This is a genomic window from Bradyrhizobium sp. LB13.1 (assembly GCF_054056815.1).
This window is the reverse complement of the sequence record NZ_JBSRYQ010000001.1, coordinates 6,105,631-6,121,275: the sequence shown is the minus strand read 5'-3', so window position 1 is coordinate 6,121,275 and position 15,645 is coordinate 6,105,631. Positions and strand designations below refer to the sequence as shown.

The 15,645-nt window shown below is 62.2% G+C and carries 16 protein-coding genes and 2 pseudogenes; 13 read left to right on the top strand and 5 right to left on the bottom strand.

All coding sequences use genetic code 11. The features are described 5' to 3' along the window. Positions 1 to 52: 52 nt before the first annotated feature. Positions 53 to 899: pseudogene (gene fghA, locus ACVWYI_RS29730) on the bottom strand (S-formylglutathione hydrolase). Between the two features lie 69 nt (positions 900 to 968). Further along, positions 969 to 1,589 carry a response regulator gene (locus ACVWYI_RS29725; protein WP_007612921.1) on the bottom strand — a complete coding sequence of 207 codons (621 nt, stop codon included), beginning with the start codon at positions 1,587 to 1,589 and terminating at the stop codon, positions 969 to 971. A gap of 144 nt (positions 1,590 to 1,733) precedes the next feature. Between ACVWYI_RS29725 and ACVWYI_RS29720 the strand changes: the two genes are divergently transcribed. The 6 genes and pseudogenes from ACVWYI_RS29720 (at position 1,734) to ACVWYI_RS29695 (ending at position 7,198) form a co-directional block, all read left to right on the top strand. Then, positions 1,734 to 3,089, top strand: coding sequence for a histidine kinase (locus ACVWYI_RS29720; RefSeq protein WP_456663921.1), 1,356 nt, complete (start codon positions 1,734 to 1,736; stop codon positions 3,087 to 3,089). A 163-nt stretch (positions 3,090 to 3,252) separates the two neighbouring features. After that, the gene (locus ACVWYI_RS29715; RefSeq protein WP_456663920.1) at positions 3,253 to 5,715 is read left to right on the top strand and encodes a TonB-dependent receptor; all 2,463 of its coding nucleotides are present in this window, start codon (positions 3,253 to 3,255) and stop codon (positions 5,713 to 5,715) included. A 158-nt stretch (positions 5,716 to 5,873) separates the two neighbouring features. Beyond that, positions 5,874 to 6,173, top strand: coding sequence for a hypothetical protein (locus tag ACVWYI_RS29710; RefSeq protein ID WP_456663919.1), 300 nt, complete (start codon positions 5,874 to 5,876; stop codon positions 6,171 to 6,173). Beyond that, the gene (locus ACVWYI_RS29705; protein ID WP_247349555.1) at positions 6,170 to 6,400 is read left to right on the top strand and encodes a hypothetical protein; all 231 of its coding nucleotides are present in this window, start codon (positions 6,170 to 6,172) and stop codon (positions 6,398 to 6,400) included. Before ACVWYI_RS29710 ends, ACVWYI_RS29705 begins: the two co-directional genes overlap by 4 nt. 148 nt (positions 6,401 to 6,548) lie before the next feature. Beyond that, positions 6,549 to 6,716 (top strand): hypothetical protein, encoded by a 168-nt coding sequence (locus ACVWYI_RS29700; protein ID WP_354106331.1) that lies wholly within the window; start codon positions 6,549 to 6,551, stop codon positions 6,714 to 6,716. Between the two features lie 73 nt (positions 6,717 to 6,789). Beyond that, positions 6,790 to 7,198 (top strand): annotated as a pseudogene (locus tag ACVWYI_RS29695) (hypothetical protein). A gap of 20 nt (positions 7,199 to 7,218) precedes the next feature. Here the strand turns inward: ACVWYI_RS29695 and ACVWYI_RS29690 are convergent. After that, entirely contained in the window at positions 7,219 to 7,506 is a 288-nt protein-coding gene (locus tag ACVWYI_RS29690; RefSeq protein ID WP_456664588.1) for a helix-turn-helix domain-containing protein, read from the bottom strand. A gap of 669 nt (positions 7,507 to 8,175) precedes the next feature. Between ACVWYI_RS29690 and ACVWYI_RS29685 the strand changes: the two genes are divergently transcribed. The 3 genes from ACVWYI_RS29685 to ACVWYI_RS29675 all read left to right on the top strand — a co-directional run bounded on the left by ACVWYI_RS29685 (position 8,176) and on the right by ACVWYI_RS29675 (position 10,717). Next, positions 8,176 to 8,460, top strand: a complete 285-nt coding sequence (locus ACVWYI_RS29685; protein WP_247349551.1) for a hypothetical protein — start codon at positions 8,176 to 8,178, stop codon at positions 8,458 to 8,460. A gap of 168 nt (positions 8,461 to 8,628) precedes the next feature. Beyond that, the gene (locus ACVWYI_RS29680) at positions 8,629 to 10,293 is read left to right on the top strand and encodes a cache domain-containing protein (protein ID WP_456663918.1); all 1,665 of its coding nucleotides are present in this window, start codon (positions 8,629 to 8,631) and stop codon (positions 10,291 to 10,293) included. Continuing rightward, positions 10,196 to 10,717 (top strand): adenylate/guanylate cyclase domain-containing protein, encoded by a 522-nt coding sequence (locus tag ACVWYI_RS29675; RefSeq protein ID WP_456663917.1) that lies wholly within the window; start codon positions 10,196 to 10,198, stop codon positions 10,715 to 10,717. The genes ACVWYI_RS29680 and ACVWYI_RS29675 overlap by 98 nt, the downstream gene beginning before the upstream one ends. A 62-nt stretch (positions 10,718 to 10,779) precedes the next feature. Here the strand turns inward: ACVWYI_RS29675 and ACVWYI_RS29670 are convergent, their stop codons facing one another. After that, entirely contained in the window at positions 10,780 to 10,986 is a 207-nt protein-coding gene (locus tag ACVWYI_RS29670) for a hypothetical protein (RefSeq protein ID WP_247443889.1), read from the bottom strand. A gap of 526 nt (positions 10,987 to 11,512) precedes the next feature. On the opposite strand from ACVWYI_RS29670, the gene ACVWYI_RS29665 reads away from it, so the two are divergent. The 4 genes from ACVWYI_RS29665 (at position 11,513) to ACVWYI_RS29650 (ending at position 15,415) form a co-directional block, all read left to right on the top strand. Next, positions 11,513 to 11,842 carry a transglutaminase N-terminal domain-containing protein gene (locus ACVWYI_RS29665; protein WP_456663916.1) on the top strand — a complete coding sequence of 110 codons (330 nt, stop codon included), beginning with the start codon at positions 11,513 to 11,515 and terminating at the stop codon, positions 11,840 to 11,842. Between the two features lie 144 nt (positions 11,843 to 11,986). After that, positions 11,987 to 13,450 (top strand): GH1 family beta-glucosidase, encoded by a 1,464-nt coding sequence (locus ACVWYI_RS29660; RefSeq protein WP_456663915.1) that lies wholly within the window; start codon positions 11,987 to 11,989, stop codon positions 13,448 to 13,450. A 148-nt stretch (positions 13,451 to 13,598) separates the two neighbouring features. Continuing rightward, positions 13,599 to 14,831 (top strand): acetyl-CoA C-acetyltransferase, encoded by a 1,233-nt coding sequence (locus ACVWYI_RS29655; RefSeq protein WP_456663914.1) that lies wholly within the window; start codon positions 13,599 to 13,601, stop codon positions 14,829 to 14,831. Between the two features lie 281 nt (positions 14,832 to 15,112). Beyond that, on the top strand, positions 15,113 to 15,415 hold the full coding sequence (locus ACVWYI_RS29650) for an HU family DNA-binding protein (protein WP_247349545.1): 303 nt from the start codon (positions 15,113 to 15,115) through the stop codon (positions 15,413 to 15,415). A 70-nt stretch (positions 15,416 to 15,485) separates the two neighbouring features. On the opposite strand, the gene ACVWYI_RS29645 is transcribed toward ACVWYI_RS29650, so the two are convergent. Beyond that, complete coding sequence (locus tag ACVWYI_RS29645) at positions 15,486 to 15,641, bottom strand: hypothetical protein (RefSeq protein WP_456663913.1); 156 nt, start codon at positions 15,639 to 15,641, stop codon at positions 15,486 to 15,488. Between the last annotated feature and the right edge of the window lie 4 nt (positions 15,642 to 15,645).

The following is a 15,645-nucleotide window of genomic DNA, read 5'->3' as shown; positions in this document are numbered from 1 at the left end:
CCGGCGCTTCGCGCCATCTTCTCTCACAAGAAGGGGAGAAGGAAAGAAGCCATCATCCCTTCAATCTTTCCGCATGCCAGTGCAGATGATCGCCCATGAAGGTCGAGATGAAATAATAGCTGTGGTCGTAGCCCGCCTGCCGCCGCAGCGGTCAGCGGGATGTTGGCCTTGGCACAGGCCGCCTGCAGCAATTCGGGACGAAGCTGCTCCTTCAAAAAGTTATCGGCCTCGCCGACGTCGACCAGAAAGCCCGAAAACTTCGCGCCGTCCTCGATCAGCGCCACCGTGTCGTGGCTGCGCCAGGCGTCCTTGTTGGGACCGAGATAGCCGGTCAGCGCCTTGATGCCCCAGGGCACAAGCGACGGCGCCACGATCGGGGCGAAGGCGCTGGCCGCGCGAAAACGGTGCGGGTTGCGCAGCGCGACCGTCAGCGCACCGTGGCCACCCATTGAATGGCCCATCACCGATTGGCGCTTGGCATCGACCGGAAAATTCTCCGCCACGAGTTTTGGCAGTTCGTCGGTGACATAGCTCCACATGCGATAGTTGCGTGAGAACGGCGCTTCCGTCGCGTCGACATAGAAGCCGGCGCCCAGGCCGAAATCATAGGCGTTGTTGGCATCGCCCGGCACGTCCGGCCCGCGCGGGCTGGTGTCGGGCGCGACGAAGATCAGGCCGAGCTCGGCGCAGGCTTTGCGGAATTCACCCTTCTCGGTGACGTTGGCATGCGTGCAGGTGAGGCCGGAGAGATACCAAACCACGGGCAGCTTGGCGCCGGCCGCATGCGGGGGAACATAGACCGAGAACGTCATATCGGTTCCGGTCGCCTGGCTCGCATGGCGGTACACGCCTTGCACGCCGCCATAGGAAGTATTGGTCGAGACAGTCTGAATCGTCATGCCGTTAGCTCCGTGGCGTCAAACCACATCAGGATTGCAATGCTTGTGTGACCGAATTCGTGGCGGCCGTCAGGCCACGCCGCTGTCGATCGCAAGCCGCACCAGCTCGACCGAGGTCTTCACCCCAAGCTTCTGGCGCATGATGGACGACGTGTTGGCAACAGTCTTGTAGGACGACTGCACCAGCCAGGCGATCTCGGACAGGCTCTTTCCGGCGCTGAGCAGCCGCAAAATCTCCATCTCGCGCGCGTTGAGCTTCGACAGCGGGCTTTGCGCCAGCGCGGGTCCCGCAAAGGCGATGCTGCGCGCGATCGCGCTCGGCAGATAGGTGCCGCCGCTGCCGACGGTGCGGATCGCCTCGACGAGATCGTCGGGGTCGCCGGTCTTGGAGACGTAGCCCTTGGCGCCGCACTCGATCGCGCGCGCGGCAAAGGCAGGGTCGTCGTTCATGCTGAACATGATGATTCGGGCCTCGGGCGCGCGCTCGAGGATGCGGCGCGCGAGCTCGAAGCCGGACACGGTCGGCAGGTTGATGTCGATGATGGAGAGGTCGGGGCGCTCGACGATGAAGACGCACTCGCCGTCTTCGGCGTCGGCGGCCTCCAAAATCTCGATCTCGCCCTCGTCGGCCAGCACGGCACGGCAGCCGGAGGCGACGATGGGATGATCGTCGACGATCAAAATGCGCATAGGCGTTCCTCGCGACAGCGTCTTGGCCTGTTTCGCGCCCGGCCGGGATTGCTGTACGCTTTCGATTAGATATCGGGCGCTTCGCCTCTGTCAACGTCATCGGACAGGCGCGAGCAATCCTCCGCGGGGGCACGGGCGACACCAATGTGGCAAAATCTATCCTTGCGCGGGCGCATCAACCTGCTGCTGGCGCTGTTGCTGGCGCTGGGGCTCGCCGTCAATATCGGCCGGCAGGTCGCGGAAGCCGGGCCGCGCGTGCAGGCCGAGGACCAGAGCGTGATCCGGCTCGCGCGCGAATTCATCGGGATGATCGTTGCCGATCTCAACGAGGCGCCCGATCCGGACACCAGGCTGAATCAGATCGCGCGCGACCTCAGCCGCCTGCGCCATGTCAGCATCGCGCTTCGGGACGCCGGCGGCAATCCGCTGACGCAGCCCCGGGCCGACGCCGATGACGACACGCGCGGGCCGCCGGCCTGGTTCGTCGGCCTGGTTCATCCCGAGCAGACCGCGGTGAGCGTGCCCGTCTCGATCCATGGCAAGCCGGGCTCGCTGCTGATCACCTCGCATCCCGACGACGAGATCGCCGAGATCTGGGACGCCATCGTGACCCAGCTCGAGGTCGGCTCGGCGCTCGCGCTCGCGCTGTTCCTGGTGATGATGAATGTGGTCGGCCGCGCCCTGGCGCCGCTGCAGTCCCTGGCGGATGTGATGGCCGAGCTCGAAGACGGGCGCTATCAGGCGCGCGTCACGCCGGGCGGCGCACCGGAGCTCGCCGCGATCTGCACCAAGCTCAATCATCTTGCGGCAACGCTCAGCGAGGCCGTCGAGGACAAGCGGCGCCTCGCCGAGCGAGCGGTGTCGCTCCAGGACGTCGAGCGCAAGGAGATCGCGCGCGAGCTCCATGACGAGTTCGGGCCGTATCTGTTCTCGCTGCGCGCACATGCGAGCGCGCTGGCAAAGCAGGCGGACGGGCGCGCGCCGAGTGCGGAGGCCGTGCGAAAACACGGCAGCGCGATGATGGAGCAGATCAACGCGCTTCAGCAGTTCAATCGCCGCGTGCTGGAGCGGCTCCGGCCCGTCGGACTTGCCGAGCTCGGCCTGCGCCAGGCGCTGGAATCGCTGTCGCGGCTGTGGCGGGAGTCGCATCCCGATGTCGCCATCGAGACCGTGATCTCGCCGGCGCTTGGCGTCACGGGGGAGACCGCCGACCTCACGATCTACCGCATCGTGCAGGAGGCGCTCACCAACGTGTTCCGCCACGCCGGCGCGACCTCGGTCAACGTCCTCATCGAGCCGGTGGAGCAGGCGGCGGCCGATGGCCGCGGCTGCGCCCGGGTGCGGGTCAGCGACAATGGCCGCGGCATGGAGCCGGGCCATAAGCTCGGCTTCGGCCTGGTCGGGATGCGCGAGCGGATACTGGCGCTGGGCGGCACGCTCAACGTCGTCTCCGGCGAGGGCGGTCTGACCGTGGAGGCGCTGGTTCCGACGGCGGCGTGATCGCGCCTGATACAATCGGGAAAAATTCCCGATCTTGTCGGGAAAACGGGTGCGAATATCGCCCGACCTTTTGTGGCTGGCGCGCCAATGGCCGCCGATTACACTCGTCTCCACCAAACGGCGAAAATCAAAACAGCCGGTGGTCACGGATGGGACGGCAGGGATGGGCAAGCTGAGTAGCAAGCGTCGTTTGTGGATGGCCTCGGTGTCGACGGGGTTGATGTCGGGGCTGGTTTTCGCGATTCCTGCGGGTGCTGCGCAGGACGAGGAGACCAACGTCCAGAACCTGCCCGCGGTCGAGATCACGGCGCCACCGCCGCCGACTGTGAGGCGAAGTGCGCCACCACGCCCGGTCGCGCGCATCGGGGCGCCGTCATCCGCCAGCCCCAGGACCCGCATTTACGTCTACCCGACGTCGCCCGGAGCCGGCGGCAGCATCGAAGTCGACAAGATTCCAGCCAGCATCAACGCGGTCGATGCAAACCAGATCAGGCGCACCCGCTCGCCGAATATCGCCGACGCCCTGCAGCAGTATGTGCCTGGTGTCAGCATCAACGAAGTGACCGGTAATCCATTCCAGCCCGATGTGCAGTTTCGCGGCTTCGTCGCTTCACCTCTGGCCGGCACGCCGCAGGGCCTCGCCGTCTACCAGAACGGCGTGCGCATCAACGAGGCGTTTTCCGATACGGTCAATTGGGATCTGATCCCGACGGTTGCGATCCGGTCGGCGCTGGTCGTGACCAACAACCCCGCGTTCGGCCTCAATGCGCTCGGCGGCGCCATCGATCTGCAGATGAAGAACGGCTTCAACTATCAAGGTGCCGAGATCGACGTCATGGGCGGCTCGTTCGGCCGCATCCAGGGCTCTGCACAATGGGGCAAGCAGGTCGACAACAACTGGGCAGTCTACGGAGCACTCGAAGGCATCCATGACACCGGCTTCCGTAATTTCTCGTCATCGGACGTCCGGCGCTTCTATGGCGATGTCGGCTATCGCTTTGAAGGCAACGAATTTCACCTCAACATGGGCGTCGCCAACAATTCCCTGGCGGGACCCAGCACCGTTCCGGCCGAATTGCTCCAGCAATATTGGGGCGCGACCTATACAACGCCGCAGACCATTTCCAACAAGGTCGGCTATCTCAACCTGACCGCCAAGGTGGAGGCGACGCCGACCTGGACCTTTGAGGGCACGGCGCATTTGCGGGGCTTCAAACAGAACACTGTGGACGGAAACCCCACCGACGCCCAGCCTTGTGCTGATCCAACCCTCCTGTGCTTTGGCGATGATACGGTCCCGGCTTTTGGCTTGAATGGCGTTCAGCTCGCCAATCCCTTTGCGCCGGGCGCCGTACTCAGCGAGGTCGATCGCACCAGCACGAGATCGACCACATTTGGCGTATCCGGGCAGGCGACCAACAGCGATCAGCTGTTCGGTCATGAGAACCGCCTCGTGATCGGCGCAAGTTATGATGTCAGCAGCACGCGCTTCACCGGTAGCGCCGACTTGGGAACGACAGGCACGAACTATGTCGTCACCGGCAGCGGGATATTCCTGGGTCCGTCCGGCGCCCCGACATCGGTCGGCCCCGTGTCGCTTCGCACCGTCAACCAATACCAGGGACTCTATGCGCTCGACACCTTCAATGTGGACGATCGGTTTGCGGTCACGGCAGGCGGGCGGTTCAATGCGGCCCATATCTCGCTGATGGACCAGCTTGGCACCGCGCTCAATGGCGATCACAACTATGATCGGTTCAATCCGATCATCGGCGGAACCTACAAGATCACGTCCGAAGTGACCGCCTATGCAGGCTATTCCGAAGCCAACCGGGTGCCGACGCCACTCGAACTCGGCTGCGCCGATCCGGCAAGGCCGTGTATCATCGGGCAGTTCCTGATCGCTGATCCCCCACTTCAGCAAGTCGTATCCAAGACGTTCGAAGCGGGTTTCCGCGGCACAAAGGAATTGAACATCGGATCGCTCGGTTGGAAAATCGGTGCCTACCGCGCGACCAACTACGACGACATCCTTGCGACCCCAGTTCCGGGGGTGACGGGCTTTGGCTTCTTCCAGAACGTCGGCCGGACACGCAGGCAGGGTATCGAAGCCGAGGTGAGCCTGAAGTCGAACGTGCTTCAGTTCCAGGCGAGCTATGCGTTCCTCGATGCACGCTTTCTCGATGCGCTGCAGCTTGGCTCGGAGAGCCCGTTTGCCGACGGCGACGGCAACATCCAGGTTCTGCCGGGTAACCAGATTCCGCGCCTGCCGCACCATCTCCTCAAGGCCAGCGTCGAATATTCCGTGACCGATGTCTGGAAGGTCGGGGGTGACGCGCTCTTCGTCTCGAGCCAGTATTTCGTCGGCGACGAGTCCAACCAGTTTCCGAAGCTGCCGTCTTACGCCGTGTTCAATCTCAACACCTCCTACCAAGTTACCAAGAATCTCCAGATCTATGGCCGCGTAGCCAACATTTTCGACAATCGCTACTCGACGCTCGGCACCTTCTTCGACAGGGAAGCACTGCCCAACTTCACCAATGGCGGCGCCGAGTTCACCGACCCGCGCTCGCTCAGCCCGGCACGGCCGCGTGCGTTCTATGCGGGGATGCGGGTTACGTTCTGATCCCTGGCTCAGGACGCTCAGGGCTTGTGCGTGACGAGGAGGCCGGGGTTTTCGCCGCCCCGAGCGGCGTGTCACCCCGGCTCTGTTCTACCTCAGGCCGATTGACTCAATGTTCATGTTTTGTTCTTATGCTGGTCGTCCAGCCAAGGGAGCGAGCCATGGACAACCGCATCAATGAAATCCGCAGAATAATCAGGGCATTACGTGTCAGCATGCGTGAGGCTGAAGCGATCATGCACGAGCAAATCAACAGGGACGAAGATTGCGCCTTCGTCGCCGGAGAAGTCATGAAGATGCGCACGGTGATGAGCGGGCTGGTCCAGGAGCGGACCGCTCTCGGTGACACCGACCCGATCGTCGTCGCCAGCCTCTTCATTCCCCGCCGAAGGCCGATGGCGCTGCGCCTCCGTCTTGAGAGGCGTCGTCTCGTTCCGCCGCGCGAGGCGGCACGGGCATGAAAGGACAGAGGCCGAGCTACTTCTCCGACATGCAGGAGCCGCCGGAGTTCCTGAAGGCTCTCGATCAGGCGCGCCGCCTGTCTTGCTTCGAAGGCTGGTGCCGCATGCACATCGAGGCCATCCAGGTCGCGATCGATCAGTACGCGGAAGCGGCTCTCGGTAACCGGGAGTTCTTCCTCAACAAGCCGCACAGCATCGGTGGAAGTCGCAGCGGCGACGTGCCGTGACGTCCGAGACGGCGGCCAACTCCACTTTTCCAAGCCAAAGTCGGCGCGGCCTCGACCTTAACCGCTCGGAAACCATGGCAAATGATCGGAAAACTTTAGCGAAACTGTTCGGCTGTCTCTGAGTCGGTTTGTCGGAGGGCCCGTTCCGATGACAGAGCACCAGTTGAGAGAGCTGGAATTCCAGATCGCGCGTTACAGGCGTTTGGAGCGCGAAGTGACCGATCCGCTTGCCGCCTGCCTGCTTCACAGCATCATCGAAGACCTGGAAGCCGAGCTGCGCAGGGATACCCCGGATTGGCACGGGCCGCGCGATTAACGCTTTGTTAGCGCTAATCATGCGGATTATTCAGGAGGACTACCAAGGGAAACTGCCAAGGGAGACTGCTCCCATGCTGAAGGACGGCACCTATTCGGCGTGGTACAAGACGCCGCTCGACCAGGGGACGGGGATCGTTCATGTCGCAGACGGACAAATCTGGGGCTGCGACAGCCTGATGACATATCACGGCTCCTGCAAGGTCGATGGAGATCGCTTCACCGCCACGGTGTCGACGAAGCGCCATACCGACGGACGTGCAACGGTCTTCGGCGTCGACGATGAGCTCACGCTGGACATTGAAGGAAACTGCCCCGGCAAGGTCGGGACCTACACGGCGACGGCAGCACAGGTGCCGGGAATGATCCTCCAGGGCACGCTCATTCTTACGGAACAGCAGCCGCCCGCACGTGAACGAACCGGGCAAGCTACCGGCGTTCAATCCCGACAAGCTCCCGAAGTTGCCGAAGCGTTCGCGCTGATCGCATTGAGCCCCAGCCCGCTAAGGCTGCGGGCTTTCTATTCCGGGGCTGCCGTTTTGATGTGGGGTTCGAAGCGCACGCCTCGTCTCGGAGGGATATTCGCCGAACATTCGATGATAGTGGCCGGAGAATCGGCCGAGACTCTGGAAGCCATAGTGCAGGGCAATGTCCGAGATCGTCCTGCTATCCCTTGGCAGGCGGAGAGCCGCGTGGACCGAACAAAGCCGCCGGTGCTTGAGAAAGGCGATCGGGCCGATACCGAGTGCCTCCTGAAAGGCGCGATGCAGCGTACGCCGCGGCAGATGCATGTAGCTGCAAATTTTGGAGATATGAACCGGCCCCGGGCCGGCCTCGTCGAGATACTCCTCGACCTGCCGTACGATCTTCAACGCAGACGGCCGCGGACCGTCACGTTCCGACGACCGGCCTTGGACGATGTTGGCACTCATCGCTTCGATGACCGCGCGCTTCCAGAAATCGGCGGATTCGGCCGTCAGTGGGGCGTTGCCGAGCCTTGCCACCAGGGACTGCAGGCGAGGGACGACACTCTGAACCGTGTGGGCATTTCCCTTGTAATGGCTTCTTCGCCACGCCGCGGGATCGCTCAGCTCACCTTCGCAGGCAAACGACGAACTGATGTCTTCGGATCGTATCGAGGCAATGATGACTTTGCTGCCGCCATAATAACGGTTCTCATGCTCAGTACCGGGCGGCGTGACCAAAACGTCTCCCGGGCAGGATTCGTAAGAGAAGCGCGTCACACGATCGGTGCTGTCCGCGAGCATGCCGATGACGACGCCATCCGCGCCGGAAACACCCTTCGTTCTGAGACCAAGATTGAAGCTGGCGGTGTCAATGCGCAGACCGTCGATCAATGCGTGCGAGAGGCGGCCGGAGAGCATTCCTTTTTGAATCTGGACCACCTCGCGAGGCGCGCCAGCAACGACTTCTCTGAATTCCTCGAACCCTTTGATCTCATGCGTCTGCAGCAAGGCAAATCCTGCCATTGTCAGATCCCGCTCGATTCAAACCGCGCCGTCGGCGACTATATTGCATTATCCGGCGTCGCTATTGAGGCACGCTTTGCAACTCGGGCATGTTTCGAACGGCGCGGCGATGCGTCGCGCCGCAGTTTGATTTGGATCAACATCGCCAAAAATTTTCCGCGTTTTCCGGCAATCGCTGCTTTTCGAACATTTGGCACAAACTGGACGTCACAGGAGGGCGATTTTACCTTATCGTTGAAATACAACGAGAAATAGAAGCGGGCAGAAAATGGAAACGGCGCGATCTCAAGGCTTACGAGGATATCGGGACCGAGAATCGCCCGCAAGTGTGGAGCAGCTGGGCGACCTTCTCGATCGCTCCGGAGGCACCCTCCGCTTCGGCGAAGCCTCTGGCCCGCAATATTGAGAGCGAAGGTAGCTCCGATGGCAGGCGAAAAACCGCCTAACGCCCGTCGCTTCCGGGTCGGCTTCCGGACCTCGATTATTGCCGTATTCGTCGGAGTCGTGCTCGCAGTCGGACTATCTCTTGTCTGGCTCAGCTTCGAACGGGTGACGAGGATCACTTACAACGCCGCGACTGGCTTCATCGAGAAGGTCGCCCAGCTCGGCGCCGATCACGTCGACGAGCAGTTCACCAACGTGCGTGACAATCTGAGGATACTCACCGGGCTTCCGTCGATCCGTTCGGCGGACATCGTCGACAACCCGCGCCTTTATGCCGTGCTGGCCTCCATGCTGCGCAACAATCCGCAGCTATTCAATCTCTATGTCGGCTATGATGACGGATCGTTCCTCGAAATGGACGTCATCGATCGCGCCTCGCCGGCCTTCAGGGCGAGCTTGAAAGTCGCGGACGAGGCCGCCTTCCGCCTGGTGGTGATACAGCGCAGCGGTCGGATCAATTTTTCGACGATCTATTTGTCCGAGACGCTGGATGCGGTGAGCACAAGGACTGAGCCAACCGACTACGACCCCAGACAGCGCCCGTGGTATGTCGAGGCGTTCAAGGTGGACAAGACGCTTCTGACCGGCCCCTACGTGTTCTTTGCGACCGGCGAGCCCGGTTACACGCTACGGGTGCCTCTCGGGGCAGGGCGTTCCGGAGCCGTCGCCGGCGACATTCTTCTCAACACGTTCGAGGACATGCTGGCGCAACAGAAGCTGGGCAAGTCCGGTCTTGCGTTCCTGTTCGATGATTCCAATCGGGTCGTCGGACATCCGGAGATGAGGCGCCTGATGGGCGCGGGCCAGGAGCTTCCGACTTTGGCAGCGCTGGACGTGCCCGGCCTGATGCCCGCAATCAAGGCCTGGCGGCGAGGAGGTTCCTCACAGCAGATCTTCGTCGACAAGGCCGGGCGAACCTACCTGGCCGGTTTCCATCGCGTGCAGTCGACGGGAGACGCCGACGTCAGGCTGGCGGAGGTCGCGCCTCTCGACGAGTTCTACGGCCAGATTCTCTCCGAGCGACGCTCTCTGTTTGCGCTGGCGCTCGCTTTCGTCGGTGCGACCTTGCCGTTTGCGTTCTGGCTCGGCTCTCTGATCGCGCGCCCCTTGCGCAAGCTCGCCGACCAGACCGACGAGATCCAGCGATTCAAGATCGCCGATCGTCCGCGCGTTCGCTCCAGCATCGTTGAGATCGACGAGCTCGGCCGCTCGGTTTTCACCATGCGCAGCGTCGTCCGGAGCTTTTCGAGCTACGTCCCGAAGCAGATCGTGCGACAATTGGTCGAGACCGAGGCCTCGCTCGAACTAGGCGGATCGCGGCGCGAAATTACGGTGCTGTTCACTGACGTGGCCGACTTCACGGCCAAAACCGAGATGGCCGACCCGTCTCAAGTGATGATTTACACGTCGCGCTATTTCGCCGCCCTTTCCGAGGAGATCATGCGTCACCGCGGCACCATCGACAAGTTCATCGGTGACGGCCTGATGGGATTCTGGGAACGCGCCGGCAGAGGATCCGGATCATACGGCAGGCGCCTGCCGCGCCGTGTTGGCCTGCATCCAGGCCAATCAGGAGCTGAACAGGGCGTTCGCAGCAGAGGGGTGGCCGCCCTACCATACCCGCTTTGGCCTTCACGTCGGTGACGCCGTGGTAGGAAATATCGGCTCCAACGATCGAATGAACTATACCGCGCTCGGCGCGACCGTGAATCTTGGCTCGCGGCTGGAAGGTCTCAACAAGAACTATGGCACGCAAATCCTGGTGAGCTCCGCCGTCCGCGCGCGTGTCGCCGATCGCTTCCTGTTTCGCAGCGTCGACCGTATTAGCCCGAAAGGCTTCGCGGACGCCGTAGACATCAGCGAACTTCGCGCGGAACTTCCGGACGCTCTTCCGGAGGAGGTCGCGATGTGCCGGCGCTGGGAAGACGTTTTTCGATCAATAGAGCAGAAAGCTATCGAAAGCGCCTCGTTTCAACTCTCCGCTTTCTTGATCGACTTTCCGGAAGACACGATCGCCCTCCACCATGCTCGGCGACTGCAAGAGCAGGTCACTCAGCAGGCTGTCTGACGCGTTCCCGATACTCAGGGGCAGTCCTGCGATTTTGTCCGACGCGCTCCGTCATCGGCAGATCACTGCGAATATGAAAGCTGATCTTCCGTAACGACTCGCTCAATCTTCTCCGACTTGCACTTGATGCGGTATCGGAGACGTCCATCGGCCTCGATGGGCATATGCTGGACGATGGTGTAAATCATCGGCTCATCAGTTGCGGCACGTCCTTGTGGACCTTGGGGCTGATGGCGAACGTCTTCATTTAGCTTGTAGGCATACGACATATATCTACCTCGAAATTCACAGTTGCTCTCACGTGGGGGCAGTCGTTGTGTCCTGTCAGGACAGGCGCTTAGTCAAGCGGAAGGGGTTACCACAGTCTCCAGCGTTTATCCGCGCCGTGAGCCGGTCGTTCTCCTCTTTGACTCGTGCAGGCAGTTGATCAGGCTCTCTAGATTGGTTTGCTCCGACGCTGCGGCCTCAAGCTGCGAACTGGCTCACCCACTAGCTGGTCCACAGCAGCCCTCCCCAAAAAGGCGGGAGTGCAAGCACTCTCAGTCGCCGCCAATTGCCTGGAGCGGAGCGGCGATGGCTCCACCATACATCACATTTGGCAACTTTGGTCGTAAATTCTGAGGGGGTTATGGCATTCTGCAAGCATACGGCCCGCGCCTGACAGGGAACTGACCCTTCCTTTCCGGATTGGGCTGGGAACTCTGAGCTAACCCGCAGGCCAGTCCAGGCATCTGGGTTCGTACATGGGCGGCGCGGGAGCGGTTTGATGGTTCTGGGCATAAGGCACACAAGACCGTGTACCGGTTTGGAGGCCAAGTCAGCCTGAACCACCATCGATTTTTGCTGCGCCCTCGCGAAAGTCGCGATCTCAGGCTTCTTTCCAATGTCATTCACCTCACGCCGCTTGGCGAATTAACATGGGCACAGGATGTTTTCGGCAATTCTGTCGCCACGGCCAACTTCACGAGCAGTACAGACAGCCTGGTCGTCGAAAGTTTGTCCGAGGTCGAATTGACCTCGACCGCCTGGCCCGTTTTCCCTGTTTCGGCGTCAGCCATCTCCTACCCGTTCCGGTACACGGACGAGGAGTGGATGGACTTGGGGGCGCTCGTCAGGCCTCAGTAGGTCGGCCGACGATCGCGGTGGTCTTTCAGACCGCGTTGTCGCATCCGGCAATTCTGCATCCTCAGCCCTCGGCCCGCCCGCTTCTCGAACGACCCGCGATTCGCCATGGTGCTGCGGCAAGAGCATCACCCCGGAGCAACATCAATGTCGGACAAGGTCTCGCGTCGCCAGTTCGCGAAAATCGCGGGATTGTCCGCAGCCGGGCTGGCAAATCCCCTGGAGGCCGCCGAGATCAAGCGGGCACCGGCGCCGCGAGGCATGGACGGCTTTCCCGCGGGCTTCCTCTGGGGCACGGCGACCTCGTCCTACCAGGTCGAGGGTGCGGTCAACGAGGACGGGCGGGGTCCCTCGATCTGGGACAAGTTCGTCCGCATCCCCGGCAAGATCGAGGACGGCTCTACCGGCGACCGCGCGAACGAGCATTATCACCGGTACAAGGAGGACATCGCGCTCATCAAGGAGCTTGGCTGCAAGGCCTATCGCTTCTCGGTGGCCTGGCCGCGGGTGTTTCCGGACGGCGACGGCCAGCCGAATCCGAAGGGGCTCGACTTCTACAATCGCCTGGTCGATGAGCTTCTCAAAAGCGGCATCGAGCCGTGGCTGACGCTCTATCATTGGGACCTGCCGCAATCGCTTCAGGATCGTTTCGGCGGCTGGCGCTCGACGGAGACCTGCAAGATCTTCGGTGATTACGCGGCCTATGTCGCCGAGCATCTCACCGATCGCGTCAAGAACGTGTTCACGCTGAACGAGAGCGGCCGCTTCGTCTATTTCGGATACGGCATCGGCATCGATGCGCCGGGCCTGACGCTGCCGCAAGCCGAGGTCAACCAGATCAGGCACAACAGTGCGCTCGCGCATGGGCTCGCGGTGCAGGCGGTACGCGCCCATGGCCGCCGCGGCACCCGGGTCGGGCCGGCCGAGAACATCGATGCCTGCGCGCCCGCGATCGACACGCCCGAGAACGTCCGCGCCGCGGAGATCGCGCTGCGCGAGATGAACGCCGGCTATCTCAACGTCATCATGACGGGCCGGTACACCGACGCCTTCCTGAAATTCGCTGGCCGTGATGCGCCGAAATACACCGATGCCGAGCTGAAGATCATCTCTTTGCCGGTCGATTTCCTCGGCCTCAACATCTACGCGCCGCAGAACTATGTGGTGGCCTCCGACCAGGGCGCGGGCTTCATGCCGCTGCCGATCCCGAAATCGTTCCCGCACATGAATTCGGACTGGCTGCGCGTCGGCCCGGAGACGCTCTACTGGGTGCCGAAGCTCGCTGCAAAAATCTGGAAGACCGATGCGATCTATATCAGCGAGAACGGCACCTCCGGCGAAGACGTCGTGACGCCCGACGGCAAGATCTACGACACCGACCGCATCATGTTTTTGCGCAACTATCTCGCCCAGCTTCAGCGCGCCACCGCAGAAGGCGTACCGGTGCGCGGCTACTTCCTCTGGAGCCTGATGGACAACTTTGAATGGGTGTTCGGGCTCAACAAGCGCTTTGGGCTCTACCACGTCAATTTCGACACGCAGGTCCGTACGCCGAAACTCAGCGCCAGTTTCTATCGCAACGTGATCGCGAAGAACGCGGCGGGGGCGTGATTGCTCTCCCTCGCCCCGTTCTTGCGGGGGCGCGACGAGCCTGGCTGGCGCTGACGGGGGCGGGGTGAGGGGTTCCGCCAGCGCGCATTGACTCGCTTCGCCCCCTGATTCAAAACGCCTCTAACCATTCAAAAAGAGGATAACGCCAATGACCGACGCACTCATCATCGATGCCTGCCGGACCCCGCGCGGCGTCGGCAAGGCCGGCAAGGGGGCGCTCTCGGGCATCCATCCGCAGCAGCTGGGTGCAACCGTGCTGCGCGCGCTCGCCGAGCGCACCGGGATCGACACCGCCGATGTCGACGACATCATCTGGGGCTGCAGCGCGCAGGTCGCAACGCAAGGCGGCGATCTCGGCCGCATGTCGGCGCTGGATGCCGGCTACGACGTGCGCGCGAGCGCCGTGACGCTCGACCGCTTCTGCGGCTCCGGCATCACCAGCGTCAACATGGCCGCAAGCTCGATCATGGCGGGTGCGGAAGACCTCGTCATTGCCGGCGGTTGCGAGATGATGTCGATGGAAGGACGTCGCGGCGGCGGTCCGATGATGATGGATAGCGGTAATCTGCGCCTGCGTGCGCGGCATCCGCAGTCGCATCAGGGCGTCTGCGCCGACGCGATCGCGACCATGGAAGGCATCACGCGGAGGGACGTCGACGCACTCGGGCTCGAAAGCCAGAAGCGCGCAGCACATGCGATGGCGAACGGCCACTTCAGGAAGAGCCTCGTTCCGGTGCATCGTGAGGACGGCAGCCTCGCGCTCGATCATGAAGAATATCCGCGGCCGCAGACCACGATGGAAGGGTTGAGCGCGCTCAAGCCGGCATTCCCCGCCATCGCTGACTATGCGATCGACGACAAGGGCACGACGTATCGCGGTCTCATCCTGCAGAAGTACCCCGACCTCGAGATCGACTTCATGCACCATGCCGGCAACTCGTCCGGTGTCGTCGATGGCGCGGCCGCGATCCTTCTCGCGTCGCCTGCTTACGCGAAGGCGCATGGGCTCAAGCCGCGCGCCCGTGTGGTTGCGATGGCCAACATGGGGGACTCGCCGACCCTGATGCTGAACGCGCCGGTGCCGGCGACGCGCAAGGTGCTGGCGAAGGCGGGACTGACCATCGACGACATCGACCTGTTCGAGATCAACGAGGCCTTTGCCGTGGTTGCGGAAAAATACATCCGCGACCTCAAGCTCGACCGTGCCAAAGTGAACGTCAATGGCGGCTCGATCGCACTCGGCCATCCCATCGGCGCCACGGGCTCGATCCTGATCGGCACCGTGCTGGACGAGCTCGAACGGCGCGACCTCAAGCGCGGTCTCGTCACCATGTGCGCGGCCGGCGGTATGGCCCCGGCCGTCATCATCGAGCGCGTCTAGCCTTATTTTCTAGGGTGAATCGCGACCGGCCTTCCACAAAGAGGCCGGTCGTCGCTTGTCGAAAGCATCGAATCAGCTTTAGCAAGGCTGCGTGCGGGCCTTTGAAACAAGGTAGAATCCGCTGCCCGAGGCTCCTTCCGCACTGGAAGTGGCTAAAATGCAGGGTTTTTTGCCACAGAGGGCCAAAAAAGCCCGTAAAACCGCGACAAAACTGTGCAGAAGGCTATAGGCCTTCGCCGGTTGGTCTAATATGCAGCCGCCAACGAATCAGAGGAGACACGATGCCAACCCAAATGTCCAAATCGCAGCTGATCGAAAAGATTGCGACCACCACCGAGCTTTCCAAGCGCGACGTCAAGAGCGTCATGGAGACGCTGACGGAAGTCGGCCACAAGGAGCTCAAGAAGAACGGCCTGTTCCTGGTGCCGGGCTTCGCCAAATTCGTGGTCATCAAGAAGCCCGCCACCAAGGCGCGCAAGGGCACCAACCCGTTCACGGGTGAAGAGATGATGTTCAAGGCCAAGCCGGCCCGGAAGATCGTTCGCGCCCGCCCGGTCAAGGCGGCCAAGGACGCCGTGGGCTAATAGCGCAAAGGCCCCCTTGAGCGAGGGGGCCTTTTGTTTGGGGCTGCCGCGAGGACTTGAGACGGAGGGCTCAACCCTTGCGGCGCTTCACCCGGACCGGGACCGGCTGAAGCCGCGGTCCTGGCGTCGTCAGCGCATCGCGAACCCCGTCGATGGCGCGATCGAGCAACTGGCGCAGCCGCTGCGTCTTCCGCGATCGCTTTGCTCTTTCCAGCAGTTTCTTCATCGCA

What these genes read in the sequence shown, in the direction of transcription:
- ACVWYI_RS29715 (WP_456663920.1), top strand. Translation starts at nt 3,253, where the DNA reads ATGGGCAAGCTGAGTAGCAAGCGTCGTTTGTGGATGGCCTCGGTGTCG.
- ACVWYI_RS29670 (WP_247443889.1), bottom strand. Translation starts at nt 10,986, where the DNA reads ATGTCGTATGCCTACAAGCTAAATGAAGACGTTCGCCATCAGCCCCAA.
- ACVWYI_RS29720 (WP_456663921.1), top strand. Translation starts at nt 1,734, where the DNA reads ATGTGGCAAAATCTATCCTTGCGCGGGCGCATCAACCTGCTGCTGGCG.
- ACVWYI_RS29705 (WP_247349555.1), top strand. Translation starts at nt 6,170, where the DNA reads ATGAAAGGACAGAGGCCGAGCTACTTCTCCGACATGCAGGAGCCGCCG.
- ACVWYI_RS29655 (WP_456663914.1), top strand. Translation starts at nt 13,599, where the DNA reads ATGACCGACGCACTCATCATCGATGCCTGCCGGACCCCGCGCGGCGTC.
- ACVWYI_RS29660 (WP_456663915.1), top strand. Translation starts at nt 11,987, where the DNA reads ATGTCGGACAAGGTCTCGCGTCGCCAGTTCGCGAAAATCGCGGGATTG.
- ACVWYI_RS29710 (WP_456663919.1), top strand. Translation starts at nt 5,874, where the DNA reads ATGGACAACCGCATCAATGAAATCCGCAGAATAATCAGGGCATTACGT.
- ACVWYI_RS29690 (WP_456664588.1), bottom strand. Translation starts at nt 7,506, where the DNA reads ATGCATCTGCCGCGGCGTACGCTGCATCGCGCCTTTCAGGAGGCACTC.
- ACVWYI_RS29680 (WP_456663918.1), top strand. Translation starts at nt 8,629, where the DNA reads ATGGCAGGCGAAAAACCGCCTAACGCCCGTCGCTTCCGGGTCGGCTTC.
- ACVWYI_RS29650 (WP_247349545.1), top strand. Translation starts at nt 15,113, where the DNA reads ATGCCAACCCAAATGTCCAAATCGCAGCTGATCGAAAAGATTGCGACC.
- ACVWYI_RS29645 (WP_456663913.1), bottom strand. Translation starts at nt 15,641, where the DNA reads ATGAAGAAACTGCTGGAAAGAGCAAAGCGATCGCGGAAGACGCAGCGG.
- ACVWYI_RS29685 (WP_247349551.1), top strand. Translation starts at nt 8,176, where the DNA reads ATGCGTCTGCAGCAAGGCAAATCCTGCCATTGTCAGATCCCGCTCGAT.
- ACVWYI_RS29725 (WP_007612921.1), bottom strand. Translation starts at nt 1,589, where the DNA reads ATGCGCATTTTGATCGTCGACGATCATCCCATCGTCGCCTCCGGCTGC.
- ACVWYI_RS29700 (WP_354106331.1), top strand. Translation starts at nt 6,549, where the DNA reads ATGACAGAGCACCAGTTGAGAGAGCTGGAATTCCAGATCGCGCGTTAC.